General features: G+C 55.3%; 18 protein-coding genes. 12 read left to right on the top strand and 6 right to left on the bottom strand.

All coding sequences use genetic code 11. The features are described from left to right. The first annotated feature begins 20 nt into the window (after positions 1 to 20). The 11 genes from S7A_RS10475 (at position 21) to S7A_RS10425 (ending at position 12,260) form a co-directional block, all read left to right on the top strand. Positions 21 to 1,262 carry an MFS transporter gene (locus S7A_RS10475; RefSeq protein ID WP_009090407.1) on the top strand — a complete coding sequence of 414 codons (1,242 nt, stop codon included), beginning with the start codon at positions 21 to 23 and terminating at the stop codon, positions 1,260 to 1,262. A 74-nt stretch (positions 1,263 to 1,336) separates the two neighbouring features. Then, complete coding sequence (locus tag S7A_RS10470) at positions 1,337 to 2,200, top strand: fumarylacetoacetate hydrolase family protein (protein ID WP_009090405.1); 864 nt, start codon at positions 1,337 to 1,339, stop codon at positions 2,198 to 2,200. Positions 2,201 to 2,255: 55 nt separating this feature from the next. Continuing rightward, positions 2,256 to 3,329: a [citrate (pro-3S)-lyase] ligase gene (gene citC, locus S7A_RS10465; RefSeq protein ID WP_009090402.1), complete on the top strand. Its 1,074-nt coding sequence runs from the start codon at positions 2,256 to 2,258 to the stop codon at positions 3,327 to 3,329. A 24-nt stretch (positions 3,330 to 3,353) separates the two neighbouring features. Further along, entirely contained in the window at positions 3,354 to 3,647 is a 294-nt protein-coding gene (citD, locus tag S7A_RS10460) for a citrate lyase acyl carrier protein (protein ID WP_009090400.1), read from the top strand. After that, complete coding sequence (citE, locus tag S7A_RS10455) at positions 3,644 to 4,519, top strand: citrate (pro-3S)-lyase subunit beta (protein WP_009090399.1); 876 nt, start codon at positions 3,644 to 3,646, stop codon at positions 4,517 to 4,519. The genes citD and citE overlap by 4 nt, the downstream gene beginning before the upstream one ends. A 30-nt stretch (positions 4,520 to 4,549) precedes the next feature. Beyond that, positions 4,550 to 6,070, top strand: a complete 1,521-nt coding sequence (citF, locus tag S7A_RS10450; RefSeq protein ID WP_009090398.1) for a citrate lyase subunit alpha — start codon at positions 4,550 to 4,552, stop codon at positions 6,068 to 6,070. Continuing rightward, a complete protein-coding gene (citX, locus tag S7A_RS10445) occupies positions 6,067 to 6,621 on the top strand; it encodes a citrate lyase holo-[acyl-carrier protein] synthase (RefSeq protein ID WP_009090396.1) in 555 nt (184 codons plus the stop codon). The genes citF and citX overlap by 4 nt, the downstream gene beginning before the upstream one ends. Next, on the top strand, positions 6,590 to 7,462 hold the full coding sequence (gene citG, locus S7A_RS10440; RefSeq protein WP_009090394.1) for a triphosphoribosyl-dephospho-CoA synthase CitG: 873 nt from the start codon (positions 6,590 to 6,592) through the stop codon (positions 7,460 to 7,462). Before citX ends, citG begins: the two co-directional genes overlap by 32 nt. Before the next feature lie 29 nt (positions 7,463 to 7,491). Continuing rightward, positions 7,492 to 8,052, top strand: coding sequence for an alpha/beta hydrolase (locus tag S7A_RS10435; RefSeq protein ID WP_009090392.1), 561 nt, complete (start codon positions 7,492 to 7,494; stop codon positions 8,050 to 8,052). Between the two features lie 66 nt (positions 8,053 to 8,118). Continuing rightward, positions 8,119 to 10,728 (top strand): bifunctional aconitate hydratase 2/2-methylisocitrate dehydratase, encoded by a 2,610-nt coding sequence (acnB, locus tag S7A_RS10430; RefSeq protein ID WP_009090385.1) that lies wholly within the window; start codon positions 8,119 to 8,121, stop codon positions 10,726 to 10,728. A gap of 98 nt (positions 10,729 to 10,826) precedes the next feature. Beyond that, positions 10,827 to 12,260 carry an anion permease gene (locus tag S7A_RS10425; protein WP_009090384.1) on the top strand — a complete coding sequence of 478 codons (1,434 nt, stop codon included), beginning with the start codon at positions 10,827 to 10,829 and terminating at the stop codon, positions 12,258 to 12,260. Positions 12,261 to 12,321: 61 nt separating this feature from the next. Here the strand turns inward: S7A_RS10425 and umuC are convergent, their stop codons facing one another. Further along, a complete protein-coding gene (umuC, locus tag S7A_RS10420) occupies positions 12,322 to 13,584 on the bottom strand; it encodes a translesion error-prone DNA polymerase V subunit UmuC (RefSeq protein ID WP_009090382.1) in 1,263 nt (420 codons plus the stop codon). A gap of 427 nt (positions 13,585 to 14,011) precedes the next feature. Between umuC and S7A_RS10415 the strand changes: the two genes are divergently transcribed. Next, positions 14,012 to 14,626 (top strand): TetR/AcrR family transcriptional regulator, encoded by a 615-nt coding sequence (locus tag S7A_RS10415; protein WP_033736262.1) that lies wholly within the window; start codon positions 14,012 to 14,014, stop codon positions 14,624 to 14,626. Positions 14,627 to 14,700: 74 nt separating this feature from the next. Here S7A_RS10415 and ycgZ read toward each other — a convergent pair whose 3' ends face one another. The 5 genes from ycgZ to S7A_RS10390 form a co-directional block, all read right to left on the bottom strand. Continuing rightward, complete coding sequence (gene ycgZ / locus S7A_RS10410) at positions 14,701 to 14,940, bottom strand: regulatory protein YcgZ (RefSeq protein WP_009090377.1); 240 nt, start codon at positions 14,938 to 14,940, stop codon at positions 14,701 to 14,703. A gap of 226 nt (positions 14,941 to 15,166) precedes the next feature. Further along, on the bottom strand, positions 15,167 to 15,439 hold the full coding sequence (locus S7A_RS10405; RefSeq protein WP_009090376.1) for a hypothetical protein: 273 nt from the start codon (positions 15,437 to 15,439) through the stop codon (positions 15,167 to 15,169). A gap of 378 nt (positions 15,440 to 15,817) precedes the next feature. Further along, positions 15,818 to 16,048, bottom strand: coding sequence for a YgdI/YgdR family lipoprotein (locus S7A_RS10400; protein ID WP_009090374.1), 231 nt, complete (start codon positions 16,046 to 16,048; stop codon positions 15,818 to 15,820). A gap of 15 nt (positions 16,049 to 16,063) precedes the next feature. Next, complete coding sequence (locus S7A_RS10395; RefSeq protein ID WP_009090372.1) at positions 16,064 to 16,297, bottom strand: YgdI/YgdR family lipoprotein; 234 nt, start codon at positions 16,295 to 16,297, stop codon at positions 16,064 to 16,066. Positions 16,298 to 16,681: 384 nt separating this feature from the next. After that, a complete protein-coding gene (locus S7A_RS10390; RefSeq protein ID WP_009090370.1) occupies positions 16,682 to 16,885 on the bottom strand; it encodes a hypothetical protein in 204 nt (67 codons plus the stop codon). Between the last annotated feature and the right edge of the window lie 150 nt (positions 16,886 to 17,035).

The raw sequence follows: 17,035 nt of genomic DNA, 5'->3' as shown, positions 1-17,035 counted from the left end.
AAAATAATATTGAGGATGTTATGACTATAACGACCGATAAAAAAGCAGACCCCATGAGTGAGGTCAAAACTGGTGCTTATCTTCGCATCATTCTGGCCCTGGCTTTATCCGGGCTGGCAGAATTAGCCTCGCTGTTCTTTATTCAGCCACTGCTGCCGGTTCTGGCGGTGGAATATGACGTTCCTGTCAGTCAGGTGAGTATTATTCTCTCCGCCGAGACCGCTTTACTGGCGTTCGGTCTGTTATTTACCGGAACGTTATCCGACCATTATGGCAGAAAGCGATTAATCATCGTTTCGCTGCTGGCAGGGGGGATATTGACGCTTCTCTGCCCGCTGGCGCAATCGTGGGCGCTGCTGGTTGCTCTGCGCGCCGTTATCGGACTGGCACTCAGTGGTATTGCGGCGGCGGCAACCGCCTATATCAGTGAAGAAGTGGCGCCGGTGGTGGCTGGCGTTGTCACCGGTTACTTTGTGTTTGGCAACTCCATGGGTGGCATGTCCGGGCGTATTATTGCCAGTCAGCTGATTGAACATATTTCTATAAACACCATCTTCTATGGATTTGCCGCCAGCCTCATCGTCGTGGCGATCCTGGTTAATTTCCTGTTGCCCGCCTCACGCAATTTTAAGCCGACTGAAAATCTGAATGTATTGTGTGTGGTGAAGGGCGCGGCGGCACACTTTAAAAATAAAAATCTCTCTCGGGTGTTTATTCTCAGTTTTATTATTTTTGGTGTCTTTACCTCACTCTATAACTATCTGGCTTTTTTCCTGAAGGGCGAACCCTTCAATATTACGCCAGCCAATGCGGGTCTGATCTCCTTCAGCTTTGCCCTGAGTTTCTTTACTGCACCGCAGGCGGGCCGGTTTGCCGAAAAATATGGCAGCATGACGGTACTCAGAATGCTCTTCGCCATGATGGCGCTGGGCATGCTGCTGACGCTGGTGAATAACGTGGCCATCTTTATCGTCGGGGCGGTTATTTTCACGGGCTGTTTCTTTGGCTGTCATGCAATTGGTCTGCGCTGGGTCAGCAAAAATGCCACCCATGCGCGGGGGCAGGCGGTCGCACTCTATCTTTTCTTCTACTACATGGGCGGCTCAGTGATTGGCTTCGTCAACGGCTTTGTCTTCCATGGCACCGGCTGGCACGGAATGACCGCTTTCATTATCGCCCTGCTGGTCGTGGCTGCCGTAGTGGCCACGTCGCTGGCGGGTGGGGAACAAAAAAAGCTGGTGCCCGCCACGCCCGTGAAATAACCCCGTAAACACCTTCACGCCGTCTCTGGCGGCGTGAACCCGGACAGATGTGAACAGAAGAAGCAGGCTCTACTATGAAACTAACCAGCTACAGTCATCACGGCCGTAAAAGCTACGGCATCTTTACCGAGAACGGCATTATCGACCTGGGTAAAAGAATCGGTCATACCTGGCCTGATCTGAAAACCTTACTGCAGCAGGATGCCATCGACGTTGCCCGGCAATATCAGGATGACCCTGCCGACGTCAGGGTGAGTGAGATTACCTTCCTGCCTGTCATTGAAACACCCGAAAAAATCTTTTGTGTCGGCATGAATTACGCCGAAAAACGTCAGGAGTTTGCTGAAACCAGCGATGCGCCAACCCTGTTTATCCGGTTTCCTGACTCCCAGACCGGGCATGGAACGCCGGTCGTTAAACCGGCCTTATCCAGCGAGTTCGATTACGAAGGGGAGCTGGCCGTGATTATTGGCAAACCGGGCAGCAATATCGCGGTAAGTGAGGCGATGCAGCACGTTGCCGGCTACAGCTGCTACATGGATGGCTCCGTGCGTGACTGGCAGCACGCCTGGTTTACCGCCGGTAAAAACTGGCCTCATACCGGCGCCTTTGGCCCCTGTATGACGACGGCGGATGCCATTCCGGACCCGCATGCTTTGTCAATTCAGACCTGGCTGAACGGCAGGCTGGTACAGAATGATTCCACAGCCAGCATGATCCATAAAATTGCTGACCTGATTAGCTACATTACCACCTTCACTTCACTCAGTGCCGGAGACGTCATTATTACCGGCTCGCCCGGTGGCGTTGGCAAAAAGCGCACGCCGCCCCTCTTTATGTATGAAGGCGACCAGGTCGACGTGGTTATTGAAAATGTCGGGCACCTGACCAACACGATTGTGGAGTCCGATCCGCAGCATCAGCGGCTGGCGTCGTAGTTTCTGCCAGTGACAACGGAATGTGACCCTCAACGGTATTTTCAGGAGTAACCCGATGTATAGCGACCAGGCGCTGACGTTCGAAACGGTTGACACCCGCCACGTTACGCTGCGGGAAGAGATCCGCCTTTTTCTGGCAGGGAATGGATTAGGCATGGATGAGGATATTGAGCAGTTCGTTGTGGCGCGCTGCAAACGGGATCTGGTGGCCTGTGCAGGCATCGCGGGCAATACCTTAAAATGCGTCGCGGTGGAAAGCGGCTGGCGCGGAACCGCACTGGGGCTGAAGATCGTTCATGAAGCGGAAGTGCAGGCTATTCAGAATGGCGAGCATCAGCTCTTTCTCCTGACTACGCCAGAGAGGGTGAAAGCCTTCCGGGGATGCGGATTCTATCCGCTGGTGACGCTGGATAACCGCGCCACGCTGATGGAGAACACGCCGGTCGGCATCGATCACTACTGCAGAAAGCTACGTGCTCATCATCGGGTTCAGGCCGATCACGTTGGCGCGATTGTCATGAATGCCAATCCGTTTACCTCCGGACATCGCTATCTCATTGAGCAGGCTGCACACTCCTGCGACTGGCTGCATATTTTTGTGGTCGAAGAGGATTTATCGGCGTTCTCCTTTCAGGAACGTTTCGCGATGGTCCAGGCGGGGGCACGGCATATTCCGAATGCCTCGGTTCATCCCGGCTCGCGCTATATTATTTCGCGCGGGACTTTTCCCGGTTATTTTCTGAAAGAGAAGCAGATCGTGAATGACGTCTTCGCTGCCATCGATCTCATCTTATTCCGTCGCTACATTGCGCCTGCGTTAAATATCACACAGCGGTTTGTCGGAACAGAACCCTTTTGCAAAGTTACGGCGCACTATAACCATGCGATGCATAACTGGCTCGAAGATGAGGCGATAATGGCAGACGCCATCATTAACGTGACTGAGATCGCCAGAATAACGGATGAAAATAATCTGCCAATATCGGCTTCTGCGGTAAGGGCGGCATTAAAAAGAAAGGATATGGATGCGGTTAAACGAATGGTGCCCGCCACGACGCTGCCTTTTTTAACCCGGTGGCTGTCACACCACGCTTTTACGCAGCCAGATTATGACCTGGCGAACGTCTGATAAATCAGTATTCAGGAAAATAAAATGAAAATAGTTAAGGCGGCTATTGCCGGCACGCTGGAATCCAGCGACCTGGTGGTTAAAGTCAGCCCCGGTGAAGAGGGGCTGGAGATTACGATCCGCAGTGAAGTTTTTAAACAGTTTGGCGAACAGATTGCCGCCGTGGTGAAAGAAACGCTGGCGGCACTTAATGTGACCCAGGGGGAAATTGTTATTGAAGATAAAGGGGCGCTGGATTGCGTTATTCGCGCCAGACTGCAGGCGGCAATATTGCGTGGCGCAGATCGCACCGATATCGTGTGGGAAAAAATATCATGAAAAAATTACGTCGCAGCATGCTTTTTTTACCCGGTTCAAGTGCCGCCATGCTCTCCACGGCTTTTATTTATCGCCCCGATTCAATCATGTTTGATCTGGAAGATGCCGTTTCATTAAAAGAGAAAGACAGCGCGCGGCTGCTGGTTTTTCATGCCTTACAGCACCCGATGTATAAAGAGATCGAAACGGTGGTCAGAATTAATCCGCTGAATACCCCCTTTGGGCTGAAAGATGTTGAAGCGGCGGTTCGGGGCGGCGCGGATGTTATTCGCTTACCGAAAACAGATACGCCGGATGATATTGATCAGCTGGAAAGTGAAATTGCCCGCATCGAGGCGGAATGTGGCCGTCCGGTGGGATCAACAAAACTGATGGCAGCGATTGAATCGGCTGTCGGCGTGATTAATGCGGTCGCTATCGCCAAAGCATCGCCGCGTTTAATGGGCATCGCGCTGGCGGCCTTTGATTACGTGATGGATATGCAGACGGAGCGGGGCGACGGCGCCGAACTTTTTTATGCGCGCTGTGCGGTATTGCATGCGGCGCGTGGCGCAGGGATCGATGCGTTTGATGTGGTCTATGCCGACATTGATGATGAGGCGGGTTTTTTAAAAGAGGTGGAGCTGATTAAACGTCTGGGATTTAACGGCAAGTCGCTGATCAATCCCCGGCAGATTGAGATCGTACACAACGCCTACGCGCCCACGCAGGAAGAAGTTGATTACGCAGAGCGCGTGATTGCTGCAGCAGAAGAGGGGGATCGTCAGGGGCTGGGCGTGGTGTCGCTGAACGGAAAAATGATTGATGCGCCGATTATCAACCATGCCCGCGTCGTCCTTGACCGTAAAAACGCCTCCGGCGTCCGTCAGTAGCCCTTCCGCCCCGACTAACAGGATGAAATGATGAGCCATTTAACCCGAGCACTCCAGGCCCTCTCCGGCAGCGCATATCAGTATGAACGCTTTACCGGTGCCCATACCCACACCCCGCACCTCGCCGATCTCCGGCAGAAATATCAGCGCAAACTTTTCGACAGTATTGATGACGTTTTAGAACGCTGCGAACTGCGTGATGGGATGACCGTCTCGTTTCATCACGCCTTTCGTGAAGGGGATAAGGTGATTAATTACGTCATGGACAAGCTGGCCGAAAAAGGCCTCAGAGGGCTGACGCTGGCCTCGAGTTCGTTAATGACCTGCAACGCGCCGCTGATCGAACACATTAAAGCGGGCGTCGTGACCAAAATCTACACCTCCGGCATGCGTGGTGAACTCGCCGAGGCGATTTCACATGGGCTGATGGCGGAACCGGTAGAGATCCACTCGCATGGCGGCCGGGTTCATCTGATTGAGAAAGGGGAAATCAGCATCGATATCGCCTTTTTAGCGGTCTCCTGCTGCGACGAGTATGGCAATGCCAGCGGCAGCGGCGGTGCATCGCGCTGCGGTTCGCTGGGGTATGCGATGGTGGATGCCAGATATGCCAGAAAGGTGGTGCTGCTGACGGAAAGCATTGAGCCGTTTCCCCTGATGCCCGCCAGTCTGACCCAGGATCAGGTGGATTACATTGTCAGAATCGACAGCGTCGGCGATCCGGCAAAAATCAGTGTCGGTGCTGCCCGCGTCACCAGTAATCCGCGTGAACTGATGATTGCGCGCTCGGCTGCCGACGTGATTGAGCACTCCGGCTATTTCCGCGACGGCTTTTCGCTGCAAACCGGTTCGGGTGCCGCCTCGACAGCCTGCACCCGTTTCCTGGAATCACGCATGCGTAAACAGAACATTGTGGCCAGTTTTGCTCTGGGCGGCATTACCGGCACCCTTGTGGATCTGCATGAAAAGGGACTGATTAAAACACTGCTGGATACGCAGAGTTTTGATGGGGTTGCCGGCGCCTCGCTGGCGAAAAACCCGCATCACGTTGAAATCTCCACCAGCGTGTATGCCAACCCCTCCGCCAAAGCCGCCTGCTGCGATCGTGTCGATATTGTCATCCTGAGCGCGCTGGAAATCGATACGGATTTCAATGTGAACGTGCTGACCGGCTCCGACGGCGTGATGCGCGGGGCATCCGGCGGCCATTGTGACGTGGCCGCCGCGGCGAATCTGACCATCGTGGTGGCTCCGCTGATCCGCAGCCGTATTCCGACCGTCGTTCGTCAGGTGACCACACGGGTGACACCGGGAGAGAGCGTCGATGTTCTGGTCACCGATCACGGGATTGCCGTCAATCCCGCCCGACAGGAGGTGAAGGCCCGCCTGATGGCCGCGGGTCTGCCGGTGGTCGATATCGACACGCTTTATCAGCGCGCGCTGCTCATCTCGGGCGAGCCAAAGCCCATTGCGTTTACCTCCCGCATCGTCGGCGTGGTGCGCTATCGCGATGGCGGCGTCATCGACGTGGTCAGGCAGGTGAAAGCGTGAACCGTGTTGTGGCCCCGGCATCGTGCAGGCGTCTGGCGCTTGACGATGTGCTGAACGCCAGAGAGGCGCGCGCGCGTCGGCAGCAGGCGTGGCTGTGCCAGTATGGGCAGCCAGTGATTACAGCCACGCTCGTCTGGCCGGGGGAGGTCAAAGATACCCCGCTTGCCCGGCAGGTCATGGCTGAGGCGAAAGAGGCGATTAATCAGCGGCTGCAACAGCACCGATGGCGGATCGCCAGGCAGGAGGCGGCCTTTCCCGTCACCGGCCCGGAGGCGTTCTGGTCCGTGTCGTCACCCGCCTGGATGATCAAGCATGTCATGGCCGATCTGGAGGATAACCATCCTCTTGGGCGTTTGTGGGACATTGATGTCTTTTGTCCCACTGCGGGCCTGATCAAGCGCAGTGCGATACATCAGCCGATGCGCAGATGCTTTCTCTGTCATGAACCCGCCCACGTCTGCTCCCGTATGCGCCGCCATGCCCAGGATGAACTGGCGCAGAGAATTGAGGAGATAACCTATGACTATTTCAGCGGTCAGCGTTCAGCCTGAGCGCGCCGGGGATATTGCCTGGCTGGCCGCAGAGGCGATGGTCAAAGAGGTGAAGCTGACCCCTAAGCCGGGGCTGGTGGATCGCCGGAATAATGGGGCGCATAGCGACATGAATTTCATGCACTTTATGGCCAGTATTCGCGCCGTCTCACCCTGGTTTCCCCGTTTTTATGCCCAGGGGGTTGCCACCGCTGGTTTGCCCGCTTCCCAGACGTTACGGGCAATCAGACCCACGGGGCTGGCCTGTGAGCAGGCGATGTTTAAGGCCACGGGAGGCATCAACACCCATAAAGGCGGAATTTTCTCTCTGGGGCTACTGTGCGCTGCCGCAGGCCGGCTCGCTAAAAACGCGATAAGGCTCAGCCAGCACAGCCTCTGTCGGGAAATCCGCGCGATGTGCGCAGGTCTGGTCAGCAACGAACTCAGCAACCCCGGTCAGGCAAAAACCAAAGGCGAACAGATTTTTCAGGCATTCGGATTAACCGGCGCACGCGGTGAGGCGGAGAAGGGCTTTGACACCGTCAGGCGATATGGTCTGCCGCAGTGGGAAAACGTCCTGCGTGCGGGGGGATCGGAAGAGGAGGCCCTGCTCAGGATGCTGCTGGCTTTAATCGCCGCCAATCCCGACACCAATCTGGTTTCGCGGGGCGGTATGCGGGGACTGAACTATGCCCGGCGCTACGCCACCCGGCTCCTGAAAATCAGGGATCTCTCCGGTGAAACGCTCACAAAGGCGCTGAGACATATGGATAACGCCTTCATTCAGAAAAATATCAGTCCGGGAGGCAGCGCAGATCTTCTGGCGGTGGGGTGGCTCCTTTCCCATTATCCGGCGTCATGAAACCGCATGAACAGGGCGAGGAAAAAAGAATGATGACGCAACGGCTGCACCAGCTGAGCGAGCGGTTCACGGTGATTCTGGTGCCGGGGGTGCGCGACAGTGATGAAGGTCACTGGCAAAGCTGCTGGCATCGGCGTTTTCCTCACTGGAAACGGATACGTCAGCGAAACTGGCTGGCGCCCGATATTGATGGCTGGATCGCAGCGATACGCCGGGAGCGCTTATGTTGCCAGCGCCCGGCGATTCTGGTCGGACACAGTTTTGGCGCGCTCGCCGCCTGCCGTCTGGTTCAGACGCAGACGCTGCCCGTGGCCGGCATCATGCTGGTTGCGCCCGCAGAGCCCGCGCTGTTCGGACTGGAGGAGCAGGTGCTGCCGGAAAAACTGCCCGTTCCCGGCGTGATGTTTGTCAGCCACAACGATCCCCTCATGCCATTTAAACGCGCCCGGTTCTGGGCGGAATGCTGGGGTGCACACCTTATCGATCTGGGTGACGCCGGGCACATTAATAGCGCGGCCGGCTTTGGGGAGTGGGAATTTGGCCTGGCGCAACTGGCCGCATTTGGCGAAGGCCTTGAGACCGATAATTAAAAGCAGAATGACGCACACTCTTTACTTCACGCAATTCAGACAGGTGATGTCTGTTTCGGAGAAACTATGTCAGACAGCTACAGTAAGCATGTACAGGAACGTGCTTTAAAAAATCTTCCTCCTGAGCCGCTTAATGCCGGGCAGACCCGCGCGTTAATTGATGCGCTGATATGTGCAGAGGGTGACGATAAAAACAGGCTCCTGGAGCGGTTAGCCCATTGCGTTCCGCCCGGCGTCGATCCGGCCGCCAGCGTTAAAGCGGATTTTCTTTATCAGCAGATTAAAACCGGTGACCAGGCGGGCATCATTCCGCCTCAGCAGGCGATTGAACTGCTGGGCACCATGCAGGGTGGATACAATATTCAGCCACTGATCGATCTGCTGGATGACCCCCAATGGGCGAGCTGCGCGGCGCAACAGCTGAGTCACACCCTGCTTATTTTTGAAAAATTTAACGATGTGGCTGAAAAAGCGCAGCAGGGGAATCACCCTGCACAGGCGGTGATGCAGTCATGGGCGCGGGGCGAATGGTTTACACGCCGCCCGGCACTCCCGGAGACGATGACGCTCAACGTCTTCCGTGTCACCGGTGAAACCAATACAGATGACCTGTCTCCCGCGCCTGAGGCATGGTCACGTCCCGATATTCCGCTGCATGCGCTCTCTATGCTGAGCCATCCGCGCGAGGGGGTGGAGCCGGATGAGCCTGGCAGCCGGGGGCCGATGACGCAGCTGGCGACGCTGAAGCAGCAGGGCTATCCACTGGTCTACGTCGGGGATGTGGTGGGAACCGGCTCGTCGCGAAAATCGGCCACCAATTCGCTTCTGTGGCATATCGGCAGGGATATCCCCTGGGTGCCCAATAAACGCAACGGCGGCGTGGTGTTTGGCGGAAAAATTGCCCCCATCTTTTTCAACACGCTTGAGGACTCGGGCGCACTGCCTGTCGAAATGGACGTCTCCGGCCTGAAGACGGGCATGCTGATCGACCTTTATCCTTACCGGGGCGAAGTGCGCGACCACGCCAGCCAGCAGCTGATCACCCGATTCACGCTGAAAACGGCGGTGCTGCCTGACGAAGTGCGTGCGGGCGGGCGTATTCCGTTGATCATTGGCCGAAGCCTGACGGCCAGAGCACGGGAGTGGCTGGGACTGCCGCCTTCCGACCTCTTCCGGCAGCCTGAAGCCCCCGCACCGTCCACGGCAGGTTTTACCCTGGCGCAAAAAATAGTGGGAAGAGCCTGTGGTGTGGCGGGCGTGCGGCCCGGCCAGTATTGCGAACCTAAAATCACCACGGTCGGTTCGCAGGATACCACCGGCGGCATGACGCGCGATGAGCTGACCGATCTCGCCTGCCTGCGCTTTTCCACCGACCTGTTCATGCAATCGTTCTGTCACACGTCGGCGTACCCTAAACCGGTTGATGTGAAGCTGCATGAGACACTGCCAGAGTTTATCAGCCTGCGGAATGGCGTCGCGCTCAGACCCGGCGATGGCATCATTCACTCCTGGCTTAATCGCATGCTGATCCCCGATACGGTCGGCACCGGCGCAGACTCTCACACCCGTTTCCCATTAGGGATCTCGTTTCCGGGCGGCTCCGGTCTGGTCGCCTTTGCCGCAGCAACCGGCATTATGCCGCTGGATATGCCGGAGTCGGTGCTGGTGCGTTTCACCGGCGACATGCAGAAAGGGATCACCCTGCGTGACCTGGTTCACGCCATCCCGCTTTATGCCATCCGACAGGGATTGCTGACGGTAGAGAAGAAAAACAAGATCAACATTTTCTCCGGCCGGATTCTGGAAATCGAAGGGCTGAGCAGCCTGAAAGCCGAACAGGCTTTCGAACTGGCGGATGCGTCGGCTGAACGCTCTGCGGCGGCCTGTGTGTTGCGTCTGGAAGAGGAGAATGTGGCGGAGTTTCTGCGTTCGGATATTGCGCTGCTGCGCTGGATGATAGAGCAGGGCTATCAGCACGCCGGGACCCTGGCGCGACGGATTACAGAGATGGAAGCATGGCTGGCTAATCCGTCGCTGCTGGTGGCTGACCAGGATGCTGAGTATGCGGCCATAATCGAGATAGACCTCACAGAAATCACCGAACCAATTGTCTGTGCGCCGGATGATCCGGATGATGCCCGCCTGTTGTCAGAGGTGGCCGGTTCGCCAGTTGAGGAGGTGTTCATTGGCTCCTGCATGACCAATATTGGCCATTTTCGTGCGGTCGGTAAACTTCTGTCGGACGTGAAGGATCTGCCTGCCAGGCTCTGGCTGGCGCCGCCAACCAAAATGGATGCGCAGCAGCTCTCCCGCGAAGGCTACTTTAACCGGTTTATTCAGGCGGGTGCCCGAATCGAACCTGCTGGCTGTTCACTCTGTATGGGGAATCAGGCCCGGGTGCGGCAGGGCAGCCATGCTGTTTCAACCTCGACCCGTAACTTCCCGCATCGCCTGGGAACGGATGCCCGTGTTTTTCTGGCGTCGGCTGAACTGAGCGCGGTGGCGGCGATGATGGGTAAAATGCCGACGGTGGAGCAGTATCTTCGGCAGATGGAGAAGATTCACCCGCATCGCGACGAGACGTATCGCTATCTTAATTTCGACCAGTTACCGCACTATCGGTCTGCGCACGATGAAAAGAGGGTGATTAAAACGTTTGCCGGGCAGAACCTGTAATCCGTGGCGTTTAATCTAAGCGTGAGCCGCATCCGGGCAGACAGCAGAGGCAGAGTGTGACGTTTCTGTTGTTCCGGGTGCGGCACACAGGGAGGTGTATGTTGACCGCAAAAACCACAAAAATAGCGTTGCTCATTTTTATCCTTCTCTTACCCCTCGTTTTGCCGCCGCCCACAGGGTTAACCCGGGAGGCCGCGATACTGGCCGGGATCTATCTCGCGGCGATTGTCGGGTTGATCAGCAAGCCTTACCCTGAACCGGTCATCATGCTGGTCGCCGTGGCGCTCTCCTGTCTTGCCATCGCCCGGTTTGACGACTCTCCGGTGAAATCGCTGGATGTGCTGAGCGGCTATGCCTCCGGCACGACGTGGCTGGTGTTCAGCGCCTTTACATTGAGTGCAGCCTTTGTGACCACCGGACTGGGCCGGCGTCTGGCGTACGGGTTTATCCTGAAATTTGGCTCGACCACATTGCGACTCGGCTATGTCACCGCACTGCTGGACGTCATTCTGGCACCAGCGACGCCCTCTAACACCGCCCGCGCCGGCGGGGTCGTCTTTCCCATCATCAACAGCATCGCGCTGGTCTTAGGCTCCACGCCAGGCGAGACGCCGCGTAAAGCCGGGCGGTTTCTGATGGTGAATGTTTATATGGTCACCAAAACCACCAGCTACATGTTTCTTACCGCTTTCGCGGGCAATGCCTTAGCCCTCCAGTTAATTTCTGACATTTTTCACATTCAGATTAGCTGGGGTGGCTGGGCGCTGGCTGGCGTGCCGCTGGGGCTGCTGATGCTGGCGCTGATCCCCTTCCTGACCTATAAAATCGTGCGTCCGGAATTAAAAAAATTAGACAACGTTCACATCGCCACGGCCGGTCTGCAGGCGCTGGGGCCAATGAGTCCGAAAGAGAAAGGGCTTATCGTGGTGTTTATTGCCGCCCTGCTGGGATGGATCTTTTCCCGCCATCTGGGGTTAAACGAATCGGCGGTTGCCGTTATCGCGATGGTGGCTGCCCTGATCTTTAACATCATCAGCTGGAATGATGTGCTGCAGAATAAGGGGGGCTGGAATACCCTGATCTGGTACGGCGGCATTATCGGACTCAGCACGACGCTCAGCAAAGAGGGGATTTTTCACTGGCTGGCAGAGGTGATGTCGGCACACCTGAACTTTCTGGGGCCGGATAACAGCACGATTATCATCATTGTCCTGCTGAGCCTGGCGGTACGCTATCTGTTCGCCTCAGGCGGTGCCTATGTGGCCGCGATGGTGCCGGTGTTAGCCACGGTGGGACTGGTCACCGGCGCGGCACCCGTCCTGCTTGCGCTGGCGATACTCTTTTCTAACTCCTATGGCGGTAGCCTGACGCACTATGGCGGCGCGGCAGGCCCGATTATCTTTGCCGCGGGCTACAACGACATTAAATCGTGGTGGATCACGGGAACGGTGATTACCCTGTTAACCTTTATCCTGCATATGCTCATCGGCCTTCCCTGGTGGAGCTTCCTTTTGCAGCACGGCCTGCTGTAAACACGGTCAGGGCTTTGCTGGCTGACACCGCGTCGGATCAGCCCTCGCTCTGCATGGCACGTTATTTTGCCACGGGGAGATCCTGATAACGGGTGGTGTAGGCGGGTGACAACATTTCCCGCTTCATCGCCCAGGGCTTCTGGACGCCCTGACCGGCAAACCATAACTTCGCTTTTCCGCTCTGATTAATGCCATCGACCACGCGCATCAGCGCTTCACTGCCAGGGCGGGGCTGAAACTCATCGAAAAGATTAAGTTGCGTCACGCCCTGATTAAAAAAGTCCCCCAGCATAACGCCTGCCTTCATATAGCGGCAGCCATCCAGCCAGATACGATCCAGCGCTTCGGCGGCCACGCGTATAATGTCGCGGGTATCGTTAGTCGGGATAGGTAACTGCGCCATAGCCTGATTACCATAAAAACCCTCTCCTTCAGCATGCGGACTGGTGCGGATAAACACGGCGACCTGCCGACAGAACTGCCGCTCCTCACGCAGTTTTTCCGCCGCTCTGACGGCATAGTTACACACGGCTTCCCGCATATCAGCATACGCTGTGATGCGTCCTGAAAAAGAGCGTGAGCAGATGATCTGCTGTTTCGCAGGCGAGAAGGTCTCCAGTTCCAGGCAGGGTTCGCCGCGCAACTCCCTGACCGTTCGCTCCAGCACCACGTTGAAATGTTTGCGAATAACCCAGGTACTCTGTTCCGATAAGTCTTTTGCCGTGATGATGCCCATGGCATTCAGTTTCCTGCTGAGACGTCTTCCCACACCCCAGACATCTTCAACCGGGATCAGGGCCATCAGCTTTTTCTGGCGATCCACATTTGAGAGGTCAACCACACCACGGGTTTTTGACCATTTTTTTGCGGCGTGATTCGCCAGTTTGGCCAGAGTTTTGGTCTGTGCAATGCCGACACCGACAGTAAGATGGGTATCCTGTTTGATGCGCGAGCGGATCTCGTGCCCGACTTCTTCCAGAACGCGACAGTGGCGAACGCCGGTGAGGTCGACAAACGCTTCATCAATGGAGTAGATCTCAACGGCTGGCGAGATCGCCTCCAGCGTGGTCATGATCCGGTTACTCATATCAGCGTAAAGCGTGTAATTTGAACTGAAAACGTGAACGTTGAGCCGCTGCAAATCCTCTTTGATTTTGAAATAGGGTGCCCCCATTTTGATCCCCAACTGCTTTGCCTCGGCCGAGCGGGAGATAATACATCCATCATTATTACTCAGGATGCAGACGGGCTTGCCTCTCAGGTCGGGCCTGAAAACGGTTTCGCATGAGGCGTAGAAGGAGTTGACATCAACCAGGGCGAACATCAGCGATCGGCCCTGTTTAGCGGACTGTTAATCAGGGAGTGGCTGGCCAGCCGATAACCAGCATGGGCAGTGACACCGGCATGAGCGCGCGGTTGAGATGTCACGGGTCTGAAAAGGGGCATAAAGGTATCTTTGCGGATGCTGTATATAAACACAGTAGTGCCAATCAGCGATGCTGGTCAAGTTACGCCATGCCGATTATTTTTAACTTTATGATATGAAAGCTATTTTTATTGTTCGTGCGGCAGGTGCGTGAAGGGGCTGCGGCATATCCCAGCCGGCACCGCACAATGTTCAGCTCCTCGTCAGATAAAGGATGCAGGCTGCGTTAGCGCGACGCTTAATGCGCGTAGTGTACTTATCACTGCTGCCTGCGCTAGAATCCCCGGTTGATTTGACCGAAATGCACCTCTTCAGGCCGGTAATAATGATCACGACAGCGACAACGCAAAAAAGCAGAGAGCGGGGACGGCCCAGAGAGTTCGATATCGAGCAGGCTCTGGATCACGCGATGATCGTTTTCCGGCAAAAGGGGTACCATGCAGCCTCCATCGGCGATCTGAGTGAGGCGATGAACCTCTCTGCAGGCAGTATCTATAAGGCGTTTAAAGATAAACGCTCACTGTTTCTGCTGGTCTTCGAGCGCTATCTGCTGCTGCGCAATGCCGATCTGCGCCGTCGTCTGGCCCCCTGCGTGAGCGGGCGGGAGAAGATCACCGAGCTGTTACAGTTCTATCTGGATTCGGCGCGGGCGACGGAGGGACGGCGCGGCTGTCTGGTTGTCGCCAGTGCCATTGCGTTGCAGACAATGGATGAAGCGCTGGCGCAGCGCATCAATGAAGTTATACAGCGCAATCAGCGCTTCCTGGTTTCACTGCTGGAGCTGGGGCAACGGGATGGCTCCATCGATAACACGCTGAACAGTGAAGCGGCAGCGGGTCTGATTCTCTGCATTGCATTTGGTATGCGGGTGACAGGCAAGGTGGGCGATATGGTCAATGAGCAGCAGACGCTGGCACTGGCATTGAAGGTGCTGGGGTAACAGCGAGCCCGCTGTGTGACGTGACTCCGCCCGGAGCATGTCCGGCACGCGGGGGGCTGAAACGCCCCCGACGATTAACGGCCGAACAGCAGGCTGATGAGCGCGTGATAGTGGCGCTCTTCTTCCTGTGAAGAGGCTGTTTCAAGGCGGCGCAGCAGTTTGGTGCAGATCGATTTGCGATTCACGTTCTGACCGGCATTCAGAATTTCTACCACCACCTGTCCCAGCGTCTCTTGCTGTGAAGGCAGGCTTGCCGCATTAAAATAACGGGCAATATCGTCTGCCGTTTGTGGCAGTCTCTGGTTCGGGTACATGGGTCATTTCCTGGCGAATAATTCAGCATCTAACGAATAGGCACAAAGTTATACAGTATTGTCTGTGTTGTACAGCTATTTCGGCAGAAATCGCCTGCTTTTTATTCAGTACGGCTGCGCTGACAGTGGCAGGGGAAAAAAACAGGATGAGCGGAGTCGGCGCAGGGTGAAAAAGCAGCAGGCGAGCGCAGATTGCCTGCACCCGACAGCCTGGCCTGCAGCATAGCTAGCGGTAATCTTTCAGGAAAACCGGTGCCTGTCCGGTCTCAACCAGCCAGTTAAGTTCGGCGCGGTCGCGCGATGCGGCTTCGGTGAAACTTTTGAGCCAGTTTCGCGCATCGGCAATCTGGGCGACGCGTTCATCACTGCGCTCATGCTCGGCCATTTCACCCAGCTGGCGAATCAGTGAAACGAGCGTGATTTCCTGCTCTGTAAAAGCCAGATTAATTGCCGCTTCACCAAGAATCATATGACCGACGTTTTTGTCATAATACACCATATGTTATCTCCTGATTAATGAGCCATACGCCAGTTTAGTTAAAGGCGTCTCTGACTAAAAGAGCAGAAATAGCAGGTCAAAACGATCGGTCTTTTCCCAAAATAAATGGCACCTCAAAGCGAAGCGCTAACCTGTTAATATTCCAGCATAAAAAATTTCAGACACCTCTGTTCATAAAATAACTGAGCGATTTTGACGATTAAACAGAGAGGGAGATGCCTGAAATTCAGATAAGCCAGCGACTCTGGCCAGGCACAGGGTCACATTAAAGCGCGCCTGTTTCAGCAACAGAGAAAGGAGAAGGGGTTTATAAAAAGAGGCGGACGACTGACAGACAGAATAAAGCCGCCCGAAGGCGGCTTTATTCCACAGAGAGCGTTATTTATTCGGTACTTCGGAAACCGCTTTAACGTCGGCTTTATTAATCTGTTGCTTCACGCCGTTTGCATCGGTGTAAGCCAGCAGGCCTGCATCAGATTCTGACGGTTTGCCATCACTAATAATGGTGCGTCCATCGTTAGTCTGAATCGCATAGCTGGTGCGGGTGCAGCCAGTTAATACAGTCATACCAATCAATGCGGCGAGCGGTAAAATCAGCGCTTTTTTCATCTTATTCACCTTATATTAGTTATCGAGTTCACTCATATTACTGATCTCATTGCGATTGATTTGCTCAGTTTTACCTGTCTGAGCATCGCGATAAGAAACCAGACCGGTATCTGAATCAATCTGCGGTTTACCATCGGTCACGATGGTGCGGCCATCAGTGGTCTTAATCGATTGATTGGAAGAGCAGCCTGCCAGTGTGCCTAAAGAGAGAGCCAGCAATGCGATAGCTGACAGGGATTTCATTTTCATTTTTTGTTCTCCATGAATTCATATCCAGACGTTTACAGCATAGACGCCTTTATAAATTTTGCTGGCCCTGACCCGCTCCGTTGCGTTTTTTTTAAGCAAAAACAGTGGCCACTGTGATTATTTCCGACGCTGAGTCCGGGAAATAGCATTTATTGCAACTTTATATTGTCGGCACGGACGTTTTGCGGCGCTGGCATCCCGTCACAATAAGCACAAAGCCAAAGGCGAAAATAAGATCGGAGATAAGGGCCGCTATTTTGTTAACGTCCGAACCGTCAGCAGGAGAATAGATCGCAGCGCGGAACGCGGGCGCCGGGGAGAGCTCTCCTGCAGGGGAGGATGAGTGGCCCGAAGCCGGTGCGATCCCGGGCCAGAGAGAGGCTATCAGAGGACAGAGTCTTCGCCCGCTTTGGCGGCCGCTTTTTCCGCCTTCATGGCGCTGACCGGATCGGAGGCGCTCAGCCAGCGGTCAAACTTCTGGTAGGTGTCGATAAAGGTCTTAAAGTAGCTGCTGGCAATGGTGGCATTCTCTTTGTGATTCATAAACGCCACGGCCAGCTTGAATGCATCTTCGTTATCAAATTTCATGTTTGTTTCCCTCGCTTAAGATGCATAGAGCGTAGCCTGATAACGCGACCTCTGCATTCAGACAACCGCCTGAAAAGCGACAATAATTCTCTCTGCCCGACGCCATTCATCCGATTGGCGCGGATTCCCACTTACTTCACGCCAAATCCT

Origin of the sequence: Pantoea sp. Sc1 (assembly GCF_000255315.1) — a bacterium.
Lineage (GTDB): Bacteria > Pseudomonadota > Gammaproteobacteria > Enterobacterales > Enterobacteriaceae > Pantoea > Pantoea anthophila.
This window is presented reverse-complemented; position numbering and strand designations above follow the sequence as displayed.